12 protein-coding genes, 3 rRNA genes and 2 pseudogenes are annotated in these 20,288 nt (G+C 70.4%); 5 read left to right on the top strand and 12 right to left on the bottom strand.

The window, feature by feature from the left end:
* Positions 1–31: 31 nt before the first annotated feature.
* Both EDD39_RS17340 and EDD39_RS17335 read right to left on the bottom strand, forming a co-directional pair.
* Complete coding sequence (locus tag EDD39_RS17340) at positions 32–817, bottom strand: electron transfer flavoprotein subunit beta/FixA family protein (RefSeq protein WP_425269695.1); 786 nt, start codon at positions 815–817, stop codon at positions 32–34.
* Positions 818–1,124: 307 nt separating this feature from the next.
* Entirely contained in the window at positions 1,125–1,538 is a 414-nt protein-coding gene (locus EDD39_RS17335) for a TlpA family protein disulfide reductase (RefSeq protein ID WP_123560528.1), read from the bottom strand.
* A gap of 186 nt (positions 1,539–1,724) precedes the next feature.
* Here EDD39_RS17335 and EDD39_RS17330 point away from each other — a divergent pair, with 186 nt between their 5' ends.
* From EDD39_RS17330 to EDD39_RS17320, 3 genes are all read left to right on the top strand, one after another.
* A complete protein-coding gene (locus tag EDD39_RS17330) occupies positions 1,725–2,291 on the top strand; it encodes a DUF4395 domain-containing protein (protein ID WP_123557095.1) in 567 nt (188 codons plus the stop codon).
* Between the two features lie 8 nt (positions 2,292–2,299).
* Positions 2,300–3,055, top strand: coding sequence for a lysophospholipid acyltransferase family protein (locus EDD39_RS17325; RefSeq protein WP_123557093.1), 756 nt, complete (start codon positions 2,300–2,302; stop codon positions 3,053–3,055).
* 109 nt (positions 3,056–3,164) lie between these two features.
* Entirely contained in the window at positions 3,165–4,139 is a 975-nt protein-coding gene (locus tag EDD39_RS17320; RefSeq protein WP_123557091.1) for a peptidase associated/transthyretin-like domain-containing protein, read from the top strand.
* 87 nt (positions 4,140–4,226) lie between these two features.
* Here the strand turns inward: EDD39_RS17320 and EDD39_RS17315 are convergent, their stop codons facing one another.
* The 3 genes and pseudogenes from EDD39_RS17315 to EDD39_RS17305 form a co-directional block, all read right to left on the bottom strand.
* Positions 4,227–8,432, bottom strand: a complete 4,206-nt coding sequence (locus EDD39_RS17315; protein WP_123557089.1) for an ATP-binding protein — start codon at positions 8,430–8,432, stop codon at positions 4,227–4,229.
* Positions 8,429–8,908: a hypothetical protein gene (locus EDD39_RS17310; protein WP_123557087.1), complete on the bottom strand. Its 480-nt coding sequence runs from the start codon at positions 8,906–8,908 to the stop codon at positions 8,429–8,431. The genes EDD39_RS17315 and EDD39_RS17310 overlap by 4 nt, the downstream gene beginning before the upstream one ends.
* A gap of 227 nt (positions 8,909–9,135) precedes the next feature.
* Positions 9,136–9,660 (bottom strand): annotated as a pseudogene (locus EDD39_RS17305) (MarR family winged helix-turn-helix transcriptional regulator).
* Between the two features lie 73 nt (positions 9,661–9,733).
* Between EDD39_RS17305 and EDD39_RS17300 the strand changes: the two are divergent.
* Both EDD39_RS17300 and EDD39_RS17295 read left to right on the top strand, forming a co-directional pair.
* Positions 9,734–10,347: pseudogene (locus EDD39_RS17300) on the top strand (carboxymuconolactone decarboxylase family protein).
* Complete coding sequence (locus EDD39_RS17295) at positions 10,344–10,700, top strand: SCO4402 family protein (protein ID WP_123557086.1); 357 nt, start codon at positions 10,344–10,346, stop codon at positions 10,698–10,700. Before EDD39_RS17300 ends, EDD39_RS17295 begins: the two are co-directional and overlap by 4 nt.
* 49 nt (positions 10,701–10,749) lie before the next feature.
* On the opposite strand, the gene EDD39_RS17290 is transcribed toward EDD39_RS17295, so the two are convergent.
* The 7 genes from EDD39_RS17290 to EDD39_RS17260 form a co-directional block, all read right to left on the bottom strand.
* Entirely contained in the window at positions 10,750–11,142 is a 393-nt protein-coding gene (locus EDD39_RS17290; RefSeq protein WP_123557083.1) for a VOC family protein, read from the bottom strand.
* A 149-nt stretch (positions 11,143–11,291) separates the two neighbouring features.
* Positions 11,292–11,408: ribosomal RNA gene (gene rrf / locus EDD39_RS17285) — 5S ribosomal RNA — on the bottom strand.
* 82 nt (positions 11,409–11,490) lie between these two features.
* Positions 11,491–14,597: ribosomal RNA gene (locus EDD39_RS17280) — 23S ribosomal RNA — on the bottom strand.
* Between the two features lie 273 nt (positions 14,598–14,870).
* A 16S ribosomal RNA gene (locus tag EDD39_RS17275) occupies positions 14,871–16,387 on the bottom strand.
* The 16S, 23S and 5S rRNA genes sit together here, the layout of an rRNA operon.
* A gap of 610 nt (positions 16,388–16,997) precedes the next feature.
* Entirely contained in the window at positions 16,998–18,080 is a 1,083-nt protein-coding gene (locus tag EDD39_RS17270; protein ID WP_208765520.1) for a threonine aldolase family protein, read from the bottom strand.
* A complete protein-coding gene (locus EDD39_RS17265; protein WP_123557079.1) occupies positions 18,077–18,826 on the bottom strand; it encodes an SDR family NAD(P)-dependent oxidoreductase in 750 nt (249 codons plus the stop codon). Before EDD39_RS17265 ends, EDD39_RS17270 begins: the two co-directional genes overlap by 4 nt.
* On the bottom strand, positions 18,823–20,223 hold the full coding sequence (locus EDD39_RS17260; RefSeq protein ID WP_123557077.1) for a DUF6421 family protein: 1,401 nt from the start codon (positions 20,221–20,223) through the stop codon (positions 18,823–18,825). The genes EDD39_RS17265 and EDD39_RS17260 overlap by 4 nt, the downstream gene beginning before the upstream one ends.
* Positions 20,224–20,288 lie beyond the last annotated feature (65 nt).

Here is a 20,288-nt window from a genome sequence, read left to right as displayed (position 1 = left end):
TGCTCCGTATCCCTTTGTTCCCGGCGGCCCGTCAGATGAACTTCTGCTCGGCGAGGTAGGCGGCGAGCTGCTTGCCGCCCTCGCCCTCGTCGGTCACGATGACGCCCTTGGTGCGGGCGGGGCGGGCGGTGACGTCCTCGACCTTCGTCCAGGCGCCGGCCAGGCCGACGGTGTCGGCGTCGATGCCCAGGTCGTCCAGGTCCAGGGACTGCACCGGCTTCTTCTTCGCCGCCATGATGCCCTTGAACGAGGGGTAGCGGGCCTCGCCGGACTGGTCGGTGACCGAGACCACCGCGGGCAGCGCCGCCTCGACCTGCTCGGTGGCCGCGTCGCCGTCCCGGCGACCGCTCACCCTGCCCCCGGCCACCGCCACCTCCGACAGCAGCGTGGCCTGCGGCACGCCCAGGCGCTCGGCCAGCAGCGCGGGCAGCACGCCCATGGTGCCGTCGGTGGAGGCCATGCCGCACACCACCAGGTCGTAGCCGGTCTTCTCCAGCGCGGCCGCCAGGATCGCCGAGGTCCCGAGCGCGTCCGTGCCGTGGATGTCGTCGTCGTTGACGTGCACGGCCTTGTCCGCGCCCATCGACAGCGCCTTGCGCAGCGCGTCCTTCGCGTCGTCCGGGCCCACGGTGAGCACCGTCACCTCGGCGCCCTCGTTGGCCTCCGCGATCCGCAGCGCCTGCTCGACGCCGTACTCGTCCAGCTCCGACAGGAGGCCGTCCACGCCCTCCCGGTCGGTGGTGGCATCGTCCGCGAAGCGACGGTCACCGGTCGCGTCGGGCACGTACTTCACACAGACAACGATCCTCAAGCTCACGGCCTGCTCTCCTGTTACTGGTCCGATCCGGCGGCTGCGGCAACTGTCCGTGCGCGCCGGGCGATCCTCGCCCCACGCGCGGGGCCCGCGGCCCGAGCGACGTGCGCAGGTGCCCCTCCGGAACTCCCCGGCAGCATACTCACGAGTAGCCCAGCCGTCACTACTCGCCAGTAGCTTACGCTGCCCGCCGGTCCGGCCGGGCACCATGCCGCCGCCTGTGGCCCATCCTGCCCCAGCCCGACCCGCGTGCCACCTGACTCGGCGCCAGATCCCCTGTGAGATTGAACGCCCCCGCGCCGGGTGCTTCCTAGACCGCCTCGCCCAGCGCCGCGATCACGTCCGCCCGGCGCGGCTGACCCGCCGCCCGCCGCACCACCCGGCCCGACGCGTCCAGCACCAGCACGGTCGGCGTCCGCAGGACCTCCAGCCGCCGCACCAACTCCAGCTGCGACTCGGCGTCCACCTCCACGTGCGCGACGCCCTCCACCATCCCGGCCACCTCCGCCAGCGTCCGCCGGGTGGCCCGGCACGGCTGGCAGAACGACGTCGAGAACTGCACCAGCGTCGCCCGCGCCCCCAACGGCGCCCCCAGCTCCGCCCCGGTCAACCGCACCGCACCGTCCCCGCCCCGCACCCGCAGCCTCCCGTCCCGCGCCTTGCGCAGCGCTCCGAACCCGCCGGCCACCACCAGCACCACCAGGCACAGGATCAGTCCGGTCACCCGCCCAGTGTGACAAACCCGCCCCGGTAGCATCGCCCCCGTGACCGCCCGCACCCCGTCGTCGAACGCCCGGCTGACCAGCCGCCGGGTGATCGACCCGTGCCGGGCCTGCACCACCCGCTGTCGCTGAGCGCACGTCCCCGACGTCCGCCCTCCCGCTGGCGACCCCTTCTCCGGAGCCCCTCCGTGCAGCCCGCGCAGACAGACCCCCGCGGCCCCCGTTCCGCCGCCGTCCTCACCACCCTCGTCCTCGCCGCCGCCCTGATCACCGGCAGCCGCCTGCTGCTCGCCGTCCAGGCCGCGGTCTTCGCCGCCGGCGCGCTCGGCGGCCACCGCTACGCCCCGTACGGCCTGCTCTACCGCGCCCTGGTCCGCCCCCGGCTCGGGCCGCCCGCCGAACTCGAGGACGCCCGCCCGCCGCGGTTCGCCCAGGGCGTCGGCCCGGCCTTCACCCTGCTCGCCGTCCTGGCCGCACCGGCCGGCCTCGGCCCGCTCGCCACGGCCCTCACCGCACCGGCCCTGGGCGCCGCCTCCCTGAACGCCGCCTTCGACTACTGCCTCGGCTGCGAGTTCCACCTGCTGCTGCACCGCGCCCGCGCCCGGCCCCCGGAGGGGGCGGGCGTGACAGACCGTGCCCGTTCGGGGGATCATCGGGGGGAAACACCCGTGGCCGCCGCGGCGTGCCGCGACTTCGCGGCCCTGCCACCACGCCCCGGGTACCACCGGACCGGGCGCATGGCCCGTGGGAAGTAGGGCTGACCGTGGCTGAGTTCGTGTACCCGCCGGTGATCCGTACCGCGCTCGCCGCCTTCAAGGCGCTGGACCTGCGGATCTCCATCGTCGGCGCCGAGCACGTCCCCGCCACCGGCGGCGCCGTCCTGGTCAGCAACCACATCAGCTACCTGGACTTCATCTTCGCGGGCTTCGGCGCGTACCGGGTGGGCCGCCGCAAGACCCGCTTCATGGCCAAGGACGACGTGTTCCGGCACAAGGTCTCCGGCCCGCTGATGCGCGGCATGAAGCACATCCCGGTGGACCGCACCGACGGCCAGCCCGCGTACGAGGCCGCGGTGAAGGCGCTGCGCGAGGGCGAGGTGGTCGGGGTGTTCCCGGAGGCCACCATCAGCCGCTCGTTCACGCTGAAGAAGTTCAAGACCGGCGCGGCCCGGATGGCCGCGGACTCCGGCACCCCGCTGCTGCCGGTGATCCTGTGGGGCACCCAGCAGCTGTGGACCAAGGGCCGCCCGAAGACGCTGACCAAGCGCCACGTCCCGGTCACCATCATGATCGGCGAGCCGATCCACCTGGCCCCGACCGACAAGCCCGTCATGGTGACCCGCCGCCTGCGCGCCGCGATGACCGAGATGCTGGACCGCGCCCAGCGCGACTACCCGGCGAAGCCGGCCGGCCCGGACGACTCCTGGTGGCTGCCCGCCCACCTGGGCGGCACCGCGCCGACCCTGGAGCAGGCGGAGGCCGAGGACGAGGCGGAGGCCCAGCGCCGCGCCGCCCGCTGACGGCCCGTCGGCCCGGCCATCGTTCTCTCATCCGATCCCAAGACCGCCCTCATCCGCCGTTCCTACGCTGCCCGGAACGGTAAAGGGATCGAAAAGGGACGGGAAACCGATGGCAGCCGAGCAGCAGCACCCCGGGCACGACCACGACGAGGGCCGGCGGGTCAGCCGCCGCCGCGCCCTGGCCGGCATCAGCAGCATCGGCCTGGGCGCGCTGCTCGCCGCCTGCTCCGGCACGGGCGGGGACGGGGGCGGCACCAGCGCGAGGACCACCACGGGGGCCGACGCCTCGATCTCCCCGCAGGCGTCGACCACCGAGGACCTGACCGGCCTGTTCGCGGACGCCAACACCTGCGCGCTGACCGCGCAGACCACCCAGGGCCCGTACTACTTCGACGCCGACAAGATCCGCAGCGACATCCGCGAGGACCGCGAGGGCGTCCGCCTCCGACTGGCGATCCGGGTGCAGGACAGCGAGAGCTGCCGGGCGGTCCCGAGCGCGGTGGTGGAGATCTGGCACTGCGACGCCTCCGGCACGTACTCGGGCGCCGAGCAGCTGTCCACCGGCGGCGGTGGCGGCCCGGGCGGCGGCCCCGGCGGCGGCACTCCCCCGTCGGGCGCCCCGACCGGCGCCCCGCCGTCCGGCGCGCCCACCGGCGCCCCGCCCTCGGGCGGCCCCGGCGGTGGCGGCGGTGCCGGTGGCGGTGGCGGCGCGAACGACGGCATGGCCGACCTGACCCCGCAGGACGACAAGCGCTACCTGCGCGGCGCCCAGGTCACCAACCAGGACGGCATCGTCGAGTTCACCACCGTCTGGCCGGGCTGGTACTCCGGCCGCACCGTCCACGTCCACGCGATGGTGCACATCGACAACGAACGCACCCTCACCACCCAGGTGATGATGGACGAGGCGCTGAACACCGCGGTCTTCGCCAAGGCCCCGTACAGCACCCACACCGGCCGCGACACCTTCAACGACGGCGACAGCATCTACCGGCCGTCGATGCTGCTGAAGGTCACCGAGGACGGCGACGGCTACCTCGGCGTGATCACCTTCGCCGCCGACCCCGACAAGAACGGCACGTAGCCCCCGCCCCTGCCCCGCCCCTGCCCCTGTCCCTCGCCGTCCACCGCCCGCCGCCTGTCGTCCGGCCCCGCCCCGCCCCGCCCGGGATCAGCTCCCCGCGAGGCGGTGGGCGGCGACGTCGTGCAGCAGCCCCAGCAGCGGCCGCAGCCGCCGCTCGGCCCGGCCGGCGAGCGCCGCCAGCACCGGCAGGTCGTCGGCGGTGACGGCGGCCGCGGGCCGGGCCAGCCAGGCCGCCGGGTGGTGCAGGTCGTGCAGCAGGGTGCGGGGCGCCGAGCCCGGCCCGGCCCCGACGGGGCTGCCGCCGTGGACGACGTACCGGCCGTCGGCGGACGCCTTCCAGGCCGTGACGGGCTCCGACAGCCCGGCGGTCAGCGGCGGTTCGGGGACGGGGTCGAGCGTCCCGGTGTCGTGGAAGTGCGGCCGGCCGAGCGCCCAGCCGCCCACCACCCGCCAGGACGGCACCGCGAACAGCGGGTGCAGGACCGGGGTGTCCACCGCGCCCGTCTCCCGCAGCTGCCCGCCGTGCCGCTCCCAGCGGCGCAGGCCGCCCCCGGCCCCGGCGGTGACCAGCAGGTCGGGGCCGAGCAGGACGGCCTCCGCCGCGCCCCCGGTCTCGGCCGCGGCGATCGCCCGCCCCTCGGGCAGGCCGACCAGCACCGTCCGGCGGCCGTCCGTGAGCGCGACCCGGGTGCCGGTCGGGTCGACGGCGAGGCGGTCGCAGCGCGACAGCCCGGTGCCGGCCAGGTCGACGGCGACCGGTGGCTCGCCGCCCGTCCCCACCAGGATGCCGCGCATCCGCGCCAGGCCCACCACGTAGCCGTCCGCGGTGGCCGCCACCCGGGCGCCGCGCAGCGCGTTGCCCTCGGCGAGCTGCTCCCCGGCGCCGCCGTCGAGCAGCGCCAGCACCTGGTGCGGCGGCTCCGGCAGGTCCAGCACGGCGACGACCCGCCGCGGGCCGAGGCAGGCGACCGCCTCCCACCCGTACGGGCCGGCGCCGCGGTGCAGCACCCGCAGCCGGCCGCTGCCCGCGTCGAACCCCCTGATCGCCCAACGGCCGTCCGGCTGAAGGCCGTTGACCGCGAGCGCGGGCCGGCCGTGGGCGAAGCCGACGCCGTCCGCGCTGCCGCCGAGGACCGGCAGCTCCCGGTCCGGGGCGGCCGGGGAGCGGCGGGCGGGCACCGCCGGGTCCGCGGCCGCGAGGCGCTCGGCCAGCGCCCGCGCGGCGGGCCCCGGCGGCTGCCACCGCCCGGCGAGCGCCCGGGCCAGCCGCGCACCGTCCGCCACCGGGACGGACAGCGCCAGCGCCCACAGCCCGGCGTCGTCCCCGGCCGCGGTGAGCCGCCGCGCCTCGGCGTCGATCTCCCCGGCCGGCCCCCAGGGCAGCCGCGGGGCCAGGCGGCGGCGCCGCTGCTCCTGCTCGGCGGCGGCGATCCGGGCCGCCAGCCGCTCCTGCTCCGCGCCGGCCCGCTCGTCCTCCGCGTCCGTCCCGAGGGTGCGCCGGACCATCCTGATCACCCCCAACGCGCCGACCAGGGACGGCCCGTAGGCCGCCAGGTCGGCGTCCACCAGCTCCTGCCAGAGCGGGACGGCCGCCTCCCGGTCGGCCAGGCCCGCGCGGTCGTACGGGGCGACGGCGCCGACGTGCTCCAACGCCTCGGCCAGCAACGGGCGGTGGGTCTCCGGGTCGACGCTCGCCAGGTACGCGCACAGGGTGACGCCGGTCCGGGCCGCCGCCATCGTCTCCCGGCGGTGGTCGACCGGCTCCGGCGGCTCGGCGACGTCCACCGGGCGGCCGGATTCGGGCTCGGCCAGCCGCTCCCGCAGCGCGGCGCTCTCCGCCAGCGCGACGGCGGCCTCCTCCGGCTGCCCGGCGGCGGCCAGGGCCCGGCTCAACACCCGCAGCGACTCGGCGAGTTGGAGCTCCATCACGGCGGGCGTCCCGGTCAGCAGCCGCCGGTCGACGTCCACCGCCTCCCCGGCCAGGGCCACCGCACGCTGCCGCCAGCCCGCCGCGACGGGCTGGTGCAGGCCGGGGCTGTCCGGCGCGGCCCGGATGATCGCCTCGGCCAGCTCGTAGTGCTGGACCAGCCACTCGGCCAGCATCCGCAGGGCGCCGGCCAGGGCGGCCTCGTACCGGGCCGGGTTGCCCGCGGCGAGCCTGCGGTCCAGGACCACCGCCTGTTCGAGCGCCGCCAGCGCGGCCCGGCCCCCGAGGTAGCCGCGCGGCAGCAGCATGGCGATGTTGTTCAGGCAGGCCGACAGATGGGACAGCCCCTCCGCCTCGGACGACCTGGTCCGGGACATCCGCCAGAAGATCCCCAGCGCCTCGTGGTCGGCCTCCAGCGCCTCCGCCGTCCGCCCGGCCACCCGCAGCCGGCTCGCGAGGTTCACCAGCAGCGCGCCGCCGCCCGTCCCCGTGGCCGTCGGCTCCATCAGGCCGAGCCGCCGGGCGGTGTCGACCGCCTCCAGCGCGAAGGCCAGCGAGGTCTGCCGCTCCCCGTACCGGGCCAGCCGGGTGGCGAGGTTGGACAGCACGAAGGCCAGCGGCCGCTCGAACGTCGCCGGGTCGGCCTGGGCCAGCGGCCGGTAGAGCTCGACCGCCTCGGTCAGCGCGTCCAGGTTCTCGCGGTAACGCCCGGCCCCGGCCAGCGCGTTGGCGAGCCGGGCGTGGATCGCCGCCCGCTGCGCCGGGTCCCCGGTGCGGGCCAGCCGCCGCCGGGCCAGCACGCAGGCCAGGTCGGCCGCGCCCGGCGCCAGGTCGACGTGCTGGTAGGGGGGCAGCTGCGACTCCACCGCCTCCAGCAGGTCGAACGGGACGCCGGGCAGCGCGGCAAGCGCGCTCAGCACCGGGCTGCCCGCCTCGACGGCCAGCCCGGGCCGCCCGCGCAGCAGCGGGAACAGGTGCCCGTCCGCCACGTGCGGCCAGCGCTCGGCGGCCGCGGCCAACAGCAGCAGGGTGCGCCGGATCCAGCCGGGGGCCGGCCGGTCGCCGGTGAGCGTGCGGACGCTGCCCGGTGCCCAGTCCCGGGCCGGGTAGTCCGCGGCGTGGCCGGGCAGCGTCAGGGCGGCGAAGTCCTCGGCCAGCCGGTCGGGTTGCAGCGGTTCCAGGACGGTGGCCCGGTCGGCCCCGGCGGGCGGGTAGCAGCTCGTGTGGTCGGCCAGCACCCGCTCCGCGGGCAGCCCGAGCTCCAGCCCGTCGAGCGCCCGCGCACCGGCCCGCGGCGCCAGCGGGCCGGTCAGCGCGGCCGCGAACACCACCCGGTTCATCACCTCCGGCGGAGTGGTCCACGGCGCCTCCCGGGAGCCTCCGTCCGACCGGTGGCTGCCGTCGCCGTCCAGCCGGTGGGTCCCGTCGCCGTGCCGGCGCGCCCAGTGCAGGTGCTCGCGGTCCAGCAGGTAGACGGTCAGCCCGGCCGGGTCCGTGGGCGTCTGCCGCCCGGCCAGGTGGGCGTCGACGGACACCAGCGCCGCCAGGTGGACGGCCAGGGTGAGCCCGAACTCCGGCCCGTCCAGCCACGGCGGCGGGGACATCCAGCCGGGGACCGCCACCCCGTACCGCGCCGCGAAGCCGTCCCGGGCCGCGGTGAACATCCGGGCCCGGTGGCCGGCCGGGTCGTCGCCGTCACCGAGGGCCGCCAGCTCCTGCGCCGAGGTCCCGGCCCGGTGGTCGGCCAGCACCGCGCGGACCGCCGGCCAGGGCCCGGTGTCCCGGGCGAGCATCAGCACCCGGGCCGGCACGGCCGGGTCGTGCAGCAGCGCGTTGCTGAGCAGCCAGGTCAGGTGGGAGAGCGGCCACCGGTCGGCGTAGTCGACGAGCAGCAGCAGGCCCGGCGCACCGTCCAGCCGCAGGTCCTGGCTGCCCGGCGGCGGCAGCACCGACCCCGGGCCCTCGGTGGCGGTGACCACCTTCCACCCGTCGTCGGCCAACTCCCGGGCCAGCCGGGCCGCCAACCGGGTCTTGCCCTGCCCGCCGGGCCCGTGCAGCCAGCGGACCCCCAGCCGGGGACCGCCCCCGCACCAGGCCCGCAGCTCGGCCAGCTCCGCCGCCCGGCCGGTGAAACCGACCACCTCCCAGCGGGCGTTGAGCATCCGGCTCGGCAACTCGCCCAGCCAGGCGTCCTCGACGGCCTCCCCCGGCCGCCAGTTCTCCAGCACGTAGACGGGCGTGCCGTCGCCGAAGACGTGGATGTCCGCACCGATCGCCCCGTACGCGAACCCGGCCTCCGCGACGACCCGCTGCTCCGCCCGCCCCGACCAACCGCCCCGCCCGTCGGACGGCCCCGGCGGTCTCACCGCTGCCCCTCGCCCGCCTCCCCGCCCCCGTCCGGGACGGGCCCGCGCGGCGGATCGGGCTGCGCCGCCTCGTGCACCACCACGTTCCCGCCGATCGCACCGTAGGCCCGGCCGTGGTCGCGCGCGGTCACGTTCAACGTCCAGTTCTGCTCGGCCCGGGGCAGCGCGGCCACCGTCTGCTCCACGAACACCCGCAGCTCCTCGGCCAGTTCGGGGTGCTCGGTCAGCAGCGCCTCCAACTCGACCTGCCACCCCGGGGCGAGCCCCTGCCGCGCCCGCTCCGGCTCCGACGCCAGCGCCACCAACCCGGCGTCCCGGTCCAGCCGGGCCTCCACCACCTCCTGCCCGACCGCCCCGCCCCGCCCGAACAGCCTGGCGGCACGGTCCCTGACGGTCTGCCAGGCGTCGGTGGCCATCGCCCCCACCAACGCCGTACCACCCGCGCCGGCGAGCGCGACCAACGATTCGGCGAGCATCCGTTCCCCCTGGACCGCTTGTTCCCGTCCCATCGCCGTAACCCGGCCGTCTCATGGTGCCACCCGACGCGCCCGGCCGGGGTCCCCCCGGACCACGTTCACCGGACCGTGTCCACCCAACCGCCCTCCCCACGCCCCGACGGCAGCGCCCACCGGCGGCTGCTCGGCCGGCGAACCCGGCCCACCGCCGGCCGCTCAGCCGGTGAACCAGCCGACCACTGGCACCCTCAGCCGGTGAACCAGCCCGCGCGTCCAGCCGGAACCCGGGACGAACCGGTCAACTGCGCGAGCCCGTCCTCCAGTTCGCGCAGCCGCCGCTCCCCGAGCGCGGCCGCCCAGCGCCCCCGGATCTCCTCGAACCCGGCCGCCGACCGGGCAGCAGGTCCAGCCCGTACGGCGTCAACCGGACGATCTTGCGCCGCGCGTCCCGCGGATCGTCCGCCCGCTCCGCGTACCCGAGCGCCTCCAGCCGGTCGACGGTCTTCCGGCGGCCTGCTTGGACACCCCCAGCCGCCGGCCGATCTCGCTCGCACTCGCCCCGTCGATCCCGATCGCCTGCAGGCGAACCCGTGCGCGGGCCGGGCGTCCGGGTGCCCCTCGCGGGCCAGCCGGTCGTGCAACTCGTCGATGATCGTGCGGAATCCGGCGAACAGCAGCAGCGGCAGCTCGAACCCGTCCCGGGCCCGGCCGGCCGGATCCCCGTTGCGCGAATCGACAACCTGGTTTACGTTTTGGTCAACCACGTTGTCCATTCTAGGACGCACCGCCGGGGCCCGCTCGTCGGCCACCCCGGCCTGCCCTCCACCCACCCCGAAAGGCCCACCCATGCCCACCTCCACTCCCTCCACCTCCCCCGCCTCCTCCACCGGAACGCACTTCCCCGACCTCACCCCCGACACCGCCCCGCCGGCCGCCCGCCGCCAGCTCGACCAGGTCACCCGCCACCTCGGCTACCTCCCCTCCGCCGCGGCCCGCCTCGCCCACTCACCCCAACTCCTCGACGGCTTCCTCAAGTTGACCGCCCTCTTCGACACCACCGAACTCGACCCGACGGTCCGCGAAACCGTCATCCTCACCATCGCCACCCGCAACGCTGCCACCTCTGCGTCGCCATGCACACCGCCGCCCTCACCCGACTCGACGCCGCCCCCGACCTGATCACCGCCCTGCGCGCCCAACAGCCCCTCCCCGACGCCCGGTTGGAAGCCGTCCGCCGCTTCGTCCACACCGTCCTCGACCACACCGGCGCCGTCCCCGAACCCGACCTCGCCGCCTTCCTCGCCCACGGCTTCACCCCGCGCAACGCCCTCGAAATCGTCCTCGGCATCGGCGCCTACACCCTCTCCACCTTCGCCAACCGCCTCACCGACGCCCCCGTCGACCCCCAACTCGCCCCTACGCCTGACCGTCCGCACCCGGCCGGTACGCTCCCCCGGTGACCGGCCCCGTCCTCCCCGCCCTGCGCCACCAGCTGGTGGCCGCGGTCCTCACCCTGGCCGCCCCCGGCCTCCAGGACGACGCCTTCGACCCCGCCCCGCTGCTCGCCACCCTGTTCGGCGAAGCCTGCGACGCCGACGACCCCCTCCCCTGGATCGGCCACACCCTGCGCACCGGCGAAGAGGCCGCCCTCACCGCCGACCTCGGCGCCGCCCTCCGCACCCTCCTCACCACCCTCCCGCCCGACCCCCGCCCCACCGACCACCTGCACTCCCCCGCCTGGCCCCCCGTCACCACCGCCGCCGCCCGCCTGGCCCGCACCCTGGTCGCCAACGACCACCACACCACCGACTGAGGGGTCCCGACCAACACGGCCGGGACCCCTCACACCCACACCTCCCGGGTCAGCGCCCCGGACCCTCACCCACCCCCGCCGGCCCACCCTCCGGCAACACGAAGTGCGGGTTCTCGATCAGCCCCACCACCGCCCCCGAAGGCTCCAGCACCGTCCCGACCCGGATGCCACCCCCCACCTCCTGCACCTGCTCCCGCACCACGGCCCCCGCCGCCACGAACCGCTCCACCGCCACCGCCACGTCCCGCACCCCCCAGTACGACACCGGCCCGACCGCCGGATCCGCGTTCGGGTCCAGCCCCAACTCGTACCCCCCGACGTTGAACCCCACGTAGAACGGCTCGTCGAAGTACGGCTCCACCCCCAGCACCGAGCTCCACCACGCCTTCGCCGCACCGAGATCCGGCGCGGGATGAATGACCGTCCGAAGACCGAGAAGCACGCCAACGTCCTTTCCGAAGAGCCGAACCGGCAGGAAGCCGAGCCTAGTACTCCGGCAGCCGAGGGCGGGCCGGCGGCTGCGCCTCCAGCCTCCCCGGGAACGCGAAAAAGCCCCCTGACTTCCCGTCAGGGGGCTTTCCCACAATGATTGTTCGGCGGCGTCCTACTCTCCCACAGGGTCCCCCCTGCAGTACCATCGGCGCTGTGAGGCTTAGCTTCCGGGTTCGGAATGTAACCGGGCGTTTCCCTCACGCTATGACCACCGAAACACTATGAAACTGTCGCCGCCCGGCCGGATCCCTCCGGCGGGGGTCGTTGTTTCAGAACAACACAGTGGACGCGAGCAACTGAGGACAAGCCCTCGGCCTATTAGTACCGGTCAACTCCACCCCTCACAGGGCTTCCATATCCGGCCTATCAACCCAGTCGTCTACTGGGAGCCTTACCCTCTCAAGGAGGTGGGAGTGCTCATCTCGAAGCAGGCTTCCCGCTTAGATGCTTTCAGCGGTTATCCCTCCCGAACGTAGCCAACCAGCCATGCCCTTGGCAGGACAACTGGCACACCAGAGGTTCGTCCGTCCCGGTCCTCTCGTACTAGGGACAGCCCTTCTCAACACTCCTACGCGCACAGCGGATAGGGACCGAACTGTCTCACGACGTTCTAAACCCAGCTCGCGTACCGCTTTAATGGGCGAACAGCCCAACCCTTGGGACCTACTCCAGCCCCAGGATGCGACGAGCCGACATCGAGGTGCCAAACCATCCCGTCGATATGGACTCTTGGGGAAGATCAGCCTGTTATCCCCGGGGTACCTTTTATCCGTTGAGCGACGGCGCTTCCACAAGCCACCGCCGGATCACTAGTCCCTACTTTCGTACCTGCTCGACCCGTCAGTCTCACAGTCAAGCTCCCTTGTGCACTTACACTCAACACCTGATTGCCAACCAGGCTGAGGGAACCTTTGGGCGCCTCCGTTACCCTTTAGGAGGCAACCGCCCCAGTTAAACTACCCACCAGACACTGTCCCTGATCCGGATCACGGACCCAGGTTAGACATCCAGCACGACCAGAGTGGTATTTCAACGGCGACTCCACAACAACTGGCGTTGCTGCTTCACAGTCTCCCACCTATCCTACACAAGCCGAACCGAACACCAATATCAAGCTATAGTAAAGGTCCCGGGGTCTTTCCGTCCTGCTGCGCGAAACGAGCATCTTTACTCGTAATGCAATTTCACCGGGCCTGTGGTTGAGACAGTCGAGAAGTCGTTACGCCATTCGTGCAGGTCGGAACTTACCCGACAAGGAATTTCGCTACCTTAGGATGGTTATAGTTACCACCGCCGTTTACTGGCGCTTAAGTTCTCAGCTTCGCCCGACCGAAATCGGACTAACCGGTCCCCTTAACGTTCCAGCACCGGGCAGGCGTCAGTCCGTATACATCGCCTTACGGCTTCGCACGGACCTGTGTTTTTAGTAAACAGTCGCTTCTCGCTGGTCTCTGCGGCCACCACCAGCTCGGGGAGCAAGTCCCGTCACCAGCAATGGCCCCCCTTCTCCCGAAGTTACGGGGGCATTTTGCCGAGTTCCTTAACCACAGTTCACCCGAACGCCTCGGTATTCTCTACCTGACCACCTGAGTCGGTTTGGGGTACGGGCCGCCATGAAACTCGCTAGAGGCTTTTCTCGACAGCATAGGATCATCCACTTCACCACAATCGGCTCGGCATCAGGTCTCAGACACGTGTTGCGCGGATTTGCCTACGCAACGTCCTACACCCTTACCCCGGGACTACCACCGCCCGGGCTGGACTACCTTCCTGCGTCACCCCATCGCTCACCTACTACCCCGTTGGGTCACCGGCTCCACCACGTCCCTTTGTCCGAAGACTCCGGGCCGGCTTCACGGGCTTAGCATCAAGAGGTTCGACGTTGGCGCTTCAAAGCGGGTACGGGAATATCAACCCGTTGTCCATCGACTACGCCTGTCGGCCTCGCCTTAGGTCCCGACTTACCCTGGGCAGATCAGCTTGACCCAGGAACCCTTGGTCAATCGGCGCAAGAGTTTCCCACTCTTGTATCGCTACTCATGCCTGCATTCTCACTCGTGAACCGTCCACAACTCGATTCCTCGGCTGCTTCACCCGGCACACGACGCTCCCCTACCCATCACAGCAGGCGTTGGCCCTTCATGCTGCAATGACACGACTTCGGTGGTGTGCTTGAGCCCCGCTACATTGTCGGCGCGGAATCACTTGACCAGTGAGCTATTACGCACTCTTTCAAGGGTGGCTGCTTCTAAGCCAACCTCCTGGTTGTCTCTGCGACTCCACATCCTTTCCCACTTAGCACACGCTTAGGGACCTTAGTCGGTGTTCTGGGCTGTTTCCCTCTCGACCATGGAGCTTATCCCCCACAGTCTCACTGCCGCGCTCTCACTTACCGGCATTCGGAGTTTGGCTAAGGTCAGTAACCCGGTAAGGCCCATCGCCTATCCAGTGCTCTACCTCCGGCAAGAAACACGCGACGCTGCACCTAAATGCATTTCGGGGAGAACCAGCTATCACGGAGTTTGATTGGCCTTTCACCCCTAACCACAGGTCATCCCCCAGGTTTTCAACCCTGGTGGGTTCGGTCCTCCACACGGTCTTACCCGCGCTTCAACCTGCCCATGGCTAGATCACTCCGCTTCGGGTCTTGGGCATGCAACTATGGGCGCCCTATTCGGACTCGCTTTCGCTACGGCTACCCCACACGGGTTAACCTCGCTACACACCGCAAACTCGCAGGCTCATTCTTCAAAAGGCACGCAGTCACAGCCCGAAGGCTGCCCCCACGGCTTGTAGGCACACGGTTTCAGGTACTATTTCACTCCGCTCCCGCGGTACTTTTCACCATTCCCTCACGGTACTATCCGCTATCGGTCACCAGGGAATATTTAGGCTTAGCGGGTGGTCCCGCCAGATTCACACGGGATTTCTCGGGCCCCGTGCTACTTGGGAGAAGCTCAAGCGAGCCGTACAGATTTCGTCTACGGGGGTCTTACCCTCTACGCCGGACCTTTCGCATGTCCTTCGACTACCCATACGGTTTCTGACTCGCCCAGCCGCCGGCAGACGACTGAAGAACTTTCCCACAACCCCGTCGTGGCAACCCCTGCCGGGTCTCACACCACAACGGTTTGGCCTCATCCGGTTTCGCTCGCCACTACTCCCGGAATCACGGTTGTTTTCTCTTCCTGCGGGTACTGAGATGTTTCACTTCCCCGCGTTCCCTCCACGCACCCTATGTGTTCAGGTACGGGTGACAGCCCATGACGACTGCCGGGTTTCCCCATTCGGACACCCCCGGATCAAAGCTCGGTTGACAGCTCCCCGGGGCCTATCGCGGCCTCCCACGTCCTTCATCGGTTCCTGGTGCCAAGGCATCCACCGTGCGCCCTTAAAAACTTGGCCACAGATGCTCGCGTCCACTGTGCAGTTCTCAAACAACGACCAGACACCCACCCTCGGGAGCATGACGCACCCTCAACTGAGGCCGGCATCCATGAGGCAACTTCCGTTCCCTCAGGACCCAACAACGTGCCCGACACACCAAGCTGTCCCTGTCTTCCACGCCCCCGAGGGGGCAGTACTGGCAGATCCATACCGTGTGTGCCGAATAGTCAACGTTCCACCCATGAGCTAGCACTCCGGGACATTCGCCCGAAGCTGCCGTGTGCTCCTTAGAAAGGAGGTGATCCAGCCGCACCTTCCGGTACGGCTACCTTGTTACGACTTCGTCCCAATCGCTGGTCCCACCTTCGACGGCTCCTCCCCTTACGGGTTAGGCCACCGGCTTCGGGTGTTACCGACTTTCGTGACGTGACGGGCGGTGTGTACAAGGCCCGGGAACGTATTCACCGCAGCATGCTGATCTGCGATTACTAGCAACTCCAACTTCATGGGGTCGAGTTGCAGACCCCAATCCGAACTGAGACCGGCTTTTTGGGATTCGCTCCGCCTCGCGGCATCGCAGCCCTTTGTACCGGCCATTGTAGCACGTGTGCAGCCCAAGACATAAGGGGCATGATGATTTGACGTCGTCCCCACCTTCCTCCGAGTTGACCCCGGCAGTCTCCTGTGAGTCCCCGACATTACTCGCTGGCAACACAGAACAAGGGTTGCGCTCGTTGCGGGACTTAACCCAACATCTCACGACACGAGCTGACGACAACCATGCACCACCTGTACACCGACCACAAGGGGGCTGATATCTCTACCAGTTTCCGGTGTATGTCAAGCCTTGGTAAGGTTCTTCGCGTTGCGTCGAATTAAGCCACATGCTCCGCTGCTTGTGCGGGCCCCCGTCAATTCCTTTGAGTTTTAGCCTTGCGGCCGTACTCCCCAGGCGGGGAACTTAATGCGTTAGCTGCGGCACCGACGACGTGGAATGTCGCCAACACCTAGTTCCCAACGTTTACGGCGTGGACTACCAGGGTATCTAATCCTGTTCGCTCCCCACGCTTTCGCTCCTCAGCGTCAGTAATGGCCCAGAGATCCGCCTTCGCCACCGGTGTTCCTCCTGATATCTGCGCATTTCACCGCTACACCAGGAATTCCGATCTCCCCTACCACACTCCAGCCTGCCCGTATCGAATGCAGACCCGGGGTTGAGCCCCGGGCTTTCACATCCGACGCGACAGGCCGCCTACGAGCTCTTTACGCCCAATAATTCCGGACAACGCTCGCACCCTACGTATTACCGCGGCTGCTGGCACGTAGTTAGCCGGTGCTTCTTCTGCAGGTACCGTCACTTGCGCTTCTTCCCTGCTGAAAGAGGTTTACAACCCGAAGGCCGTCATCCCTCACGCGGCGTCGCTGCATCAGGCTTTCGCCCATTGTGCAATATTCCCCACTGCTGCCTCCCGTAGGAGTCTGGGCCGTGTCTCAGTCCCAGTGTGGCCGGTCGCCCTCTCAGGCCGGCTACCCGTCGTCGCCTTGGTGGGCCGTTACCCCACCAACAAGCTGATAGGCCGCGGGATCATCCTGAACCGCCGGAGCTTTCCACCGGCCCCCATGCGGGAGACGGTCGTATCCGGTATTAGACCTCGTTTCCAAGGCTTGTCCCAGAGTTCAGGGCAGATTCCCCACGTGTTACTCACCCGTTCGCCACTGATCCACCCCGAAGGGCTTCACCGTTCGACTTGCATGTGTTAAGCACGCCGCCAGCGTTCGTCCTGAGCCAGGATCAAACTCTCCGTGAATGCTTCCACGAAAGAGCGGCACAGCAGCCACCGGAATAAGGCGGCCCCGTGCACTGCGTCCTCGCTAGTGTTTTACTTCAAAAGGAATCTCCAACCCCGACGAGACGTCGAGGCCGGGGATGTCAACATATCTGGCGTTGACTTTTGGCACGCTGTTGAGTTCTCAAGGAACGGACACTTCCTTCGGACCGCATTCCTGCGGACCCTCCGGGCGCTTCGTTCTTTCGTGTTTCCAGCTTATCAGATCCGAGCTTGTGCTCTTTCCCGACTCGCTTTCGTCTTCTGCGGCTTGACGCCCCGTCCGACGTTTCAAACTCTAGCCGATCCCCGCTCCTGAAAGCGAATCGGCCGCAATCTCCGGAAAAGCACACGCCGAAAATGCGAACGGGGACGCGAAAAAGACGCGACCCGTCACGGATCATCGAACTGGTTTCTCAAGGGATTGGCCGCCCCGGGACCGTCCACACAGATGCGTGTCCGGTGCTCCCTGCCGAGCGACCAGTGAACACTACGCCCGATCCGGCCCAGGTGCAAACAACGACAGGACGGCCGGCCCGGGAGGCTTCTCCCGAACCGGCCGTCAGGCCGTCCGTCGCGCCCCTGGAGGGGGTCAGTCCTCGCGGGCCATCTCCTCCGCGATCGCCGCGGCGAAGGCGTCGATGTCCTGTTCGGTGGTGTCGAAGGCGGTCATCCAGCGGACTTCGCCGGTGTGCTCGTCCCAGAAGTAGAAGCGGTAGCGCTTCTGGAGGCGTTCGCTGACCTCGCGCGGGAGGAGGGCGAAGACGGCGTTGGCCTGGACGGGGCGGACCACCGTGATGCCGGGGATGTCGCGGACGGCTGCTTCGAGGCGGCGGGCCATCGCGTTGGCGTGGCCGGCGTTGCGGAGCCAGAGGTCTCCGGTGAGGAGGGCCTCGAACTGGACCGAGACGAAGCGCATCTTCGAGGCGAGCTGCATCGACATCTTGCGCAGGTACTTGAGGTTGCGGACCTTGTCCGGGTTGAGGACGACCACGACCTCGCCGAGCAGCAGGCCGTTCTTGGTGCCGCCGAAGGAGAGGACGTCGACACCGGCGTCGGTGGTGAACTCGCGGAACGGGGCGTCGAGGGAGGCGGCGGCGTTGGCGAGCCGGGAGCCGTCCAGGTGGACGAGCATGCCGCGTTCGTGGGCGTGTTCGCAGATCGCCCGGATCTCGTCGGCGGTGTAGAGGGTGCCGAGTTCGGTGGACTGGGTGATCGAGACGGCGAGCGGCTGGGCACGGTGCTCGTCGCCCCAGCCCCAGGCCTGCTGGTCGATCAGGTCGGGGGTGAGCTTGCCGTCGGGGGTCGGGACGAGGTGGAGCTTGATCCCGGCGATCTTCTCGGGGGCGCCGCACTCGTCGACGTTGATGTGCGCGCTCTCCGCGGCGACGACCGCGCCCCAGCGCGGGAGCAGGGCCTGGAGGGCGACGACGTTGGCACCGGTGCCGTTGAAGACGGGGTACGCCTCGGCGCGGTCGCCGAAGTGGCGGCGGAAGACGGTCTGGAGGTGTTCGGTGTAGGCGTCCTCGCCGTAGGCGACCTGGTGGCCGTCGTTGGCGAGGGCGATCGCGGCGAGCACCTCGGGGTGGACGCCGGCGTAGTTGTCGCTGGCGAAGCCGCGGACGGCGGGGTCGTGGTGCCGTACCGCGTCGGTCGGGCCGAAAACGGGGGTCATCGGGCTGTCAGCCACAGGTGCTGTCCGTTCAGTTCTGCTGCGGGGCGGTCCCAGAGGGACGCCAGGGTGGTGGCCAGGTCGGCGGTGTCGGTGAAGCCGGCGAACTTGGCGTCCGGCTTCTCGGCCCGCATCTCGGGGCTGACCAGGGCTTTGATCACCAGGATGACGGCTGCCGCGGTGGGGTCGCCGTCGGGGGCGGTGGTCTCCTTGCGGAAGGAGTCGGCCATCGCCAGCGTCCAGGCCTCGGTGGCGGCCTTGGCGGCGGCGTAGGCGGCGCCGCCCGCGGTGGGCTTGTGCGCGGCGGCGGCGGAGACCATGGCGTAGCGGCCGGCGGGGCTGCGGAGCAGCGCGGGCTGGAAGGCCAGCGAGGTGTGCTGGAGGGTGCGCACGACGGTGTCGTGCAGGAAGTCCCAGTCGTCGATCCGGCTCTCGAAGAAGGTCTTGCTGCCGCGCCAGCCGCCGACCAGGTGGAGCAGGCCGTCGACGTGGCCGTGCTCGGCCTCGAGGTGGTCGGCCCAGTCGTGGACCTCCTGCGGGTCGAGCAGGTCGATGACCTGGCCGTGGACCTTGGCACCGGGGACGGCGGTGCGGACGGCGGCGAGAGCCGCGTCCAGCCGGCGCTGGTCGATGTCGGCGCCGATCACGGTGGCGCCGTCGGCGGCGAGGCGGCGCAGGGTGGCCTGGCCGGCGGGGCCGCTGGCTCCGGCGACGGCGATCACCCGGTCGGTGAGGGGACGGGTGCTCATGCGGCGATCTCCTGGGTGCTGGTGCCGGTGATGCCCTTGGTGTCGGCGATGACGCGGCGGAGTTTCTTGGACAGGGCCTCGTAGAACATGCTGAGCGGGAACTCGTCGGGGTGGACGGCGTCGCACAGGGCCTTGCGCAGGGCCTTGTCGTCGGCGAGGTCGAGCGGGAGCGCCTCGGGGCCCTTGGCCCAGGTGGAGGCGGGGTGCGGGGTGAGGTAGCGGGAGACCAGCTGGTAGGCGGCGATCCAGTGGGCGGTCTTGGGGCGGTCGATGCCGTCGCGGTAGAGCGTCTCGATCTCGGCGCAGAGCTGGTTGGTGACGTCGGCGACGCGGTCCCAGTCGATGGTGAGGCGGTTGTCGCGCCAGCGCAGGGCGTCGTGCTTGTGCAGGTAGGCGAAGAGCAGCTGGCCGCCCATGCCGTCGTAGTTGCGGACCCGGTCGCCGCTGACCGGGAAGCGGAACAGGCGGTCGAAGAGGATCGCGTACTGGACGTCGCGGCCCTGGGGGTGGCCCTCGGCCTCGAGCTTGACCGACTTCTTGAAGGTGTTGAGGTCGCAGCGGAGCTCTTCGAGGCCGTACATCCAGAACGGGCTGCGCTGCTTGATCATGAAGGGGTCGAAGGGCAGGTCGCCGTGGCTGTGGGTGCGGTCGTGGACCAGGTCCCACAGGACGAAGGTCTGCTGGGTGCGGTCCTGGTCCTGGAGCAGTGCGGCGGCGTCGGCGGGGATGTCGAGGTCGAGCTGGCGGACGGCGCTGGTGCTGACGGCGCGGAAGCGGGCGGCTTCGCGGTCGCAGAAGATGCCGCCCCAGGTGAAACGTTCCGGCGCTTCGCGGACGGCCACGGTCTCGGGGAAGAGCACGGCGGAGTTGGTGTCGTAACCGGCGGTGAAGTCCTCGAAGGCGATGCCGAGGTAGCCGGGGTTGTCGAAGCGGGTGCGCTCGAGTTCGGCGATCCAGTCCGGCCAGACGACCTTCAGCAGGACGGCTTCCAGGTTGCGGTCGGGGTTGCCGTTCTGGGTGTACATCGGGAAGACGACCAGGTGGCCGGTGCCGTCGACGCGCTGCTCGTTCGGGCGGAAGGCCAGCAGCGAGTCGAGGAAGTCGGGCTCGCGGTAGCCGGTGTCGGCCCACTTGGCGAGGTCGGCCCGGACGGCGGCCAGGTAGGCGGCGTCGTGCGGGAAGAGCGGGGCGAGCTCGGCGACGGCGTCCTGCACGGTCTCGACCAGCGGGTCGACCGTGGAGCGCGGGACGGCGGCGAGGTCGATCGAACCGTCCTTGGACTGCAGCGGCCGGAGGGCCTCGACGGCGTCCTTCAGGCGGGTCCAGGCCGGGTGCGCGACCGGGTCGGTGGCGTGGGCGTCGCCCGCGAGCGCGAGCGTCGGCGAAAGATTCTGCATCACAGGCTCACTTCGACAGGAGTTATTACGACAAGACCACGTTAAATGCGAAAGGTTCTCCGGCT

Source organism: Kitasatospora cineracea, from assembly GCF_003751605.1.
In the GTDB taxonomy this organism is placed as follows: domain Bacteria; phylum Actinomycetota; class Actinomycetes; order Streptomycetales; family Streptomycetaceae; genus Kitasatospora; species Kitasatospora cineracea.
Note: the sequence above shows the minus strand (reverse complement) of the source record. Positions and strands in the feature narration are given on the sequence as shown.

Coding starts and splice junctions, on each gene's coding strand:
- EDD39_RS17270 (WP_208765520.1), bottom strand. CDS start 18,080: ATGACCCCCGTTTTCGGCCCGACCGACGCGGTACGGCACCACGACCCC.
- EDD39_RS17260 (WP_123557077.1), bottom strand. CDS start 20,223: ATGCAGAATCTTTCGCCGACGCTCGCGCTCGCGGGCGACGCCCACGCC.
- EDD39_RS17310 (WP_123557087.1), bottom strand. CDS start 8,908: ATGCTCGCCGAATCGTTGGTCGCGCTCGCCGGCGCGGGTGGTACGGCG.
- EDD39_RS17320 (WP_123557091.1), top strand. CDS start 3,165: ATGGCAGCCGAGCAGCAGCACCCCGGGCACGACCACGACGAGGGCCGG.
- EDD39_RS17265 (WP_123557079.1), bottom strand. CDS start 18,826: ATGAGCACCCGTCCCCTCACCGACCGGGTGATCGCCGTCGCCGGAGCC.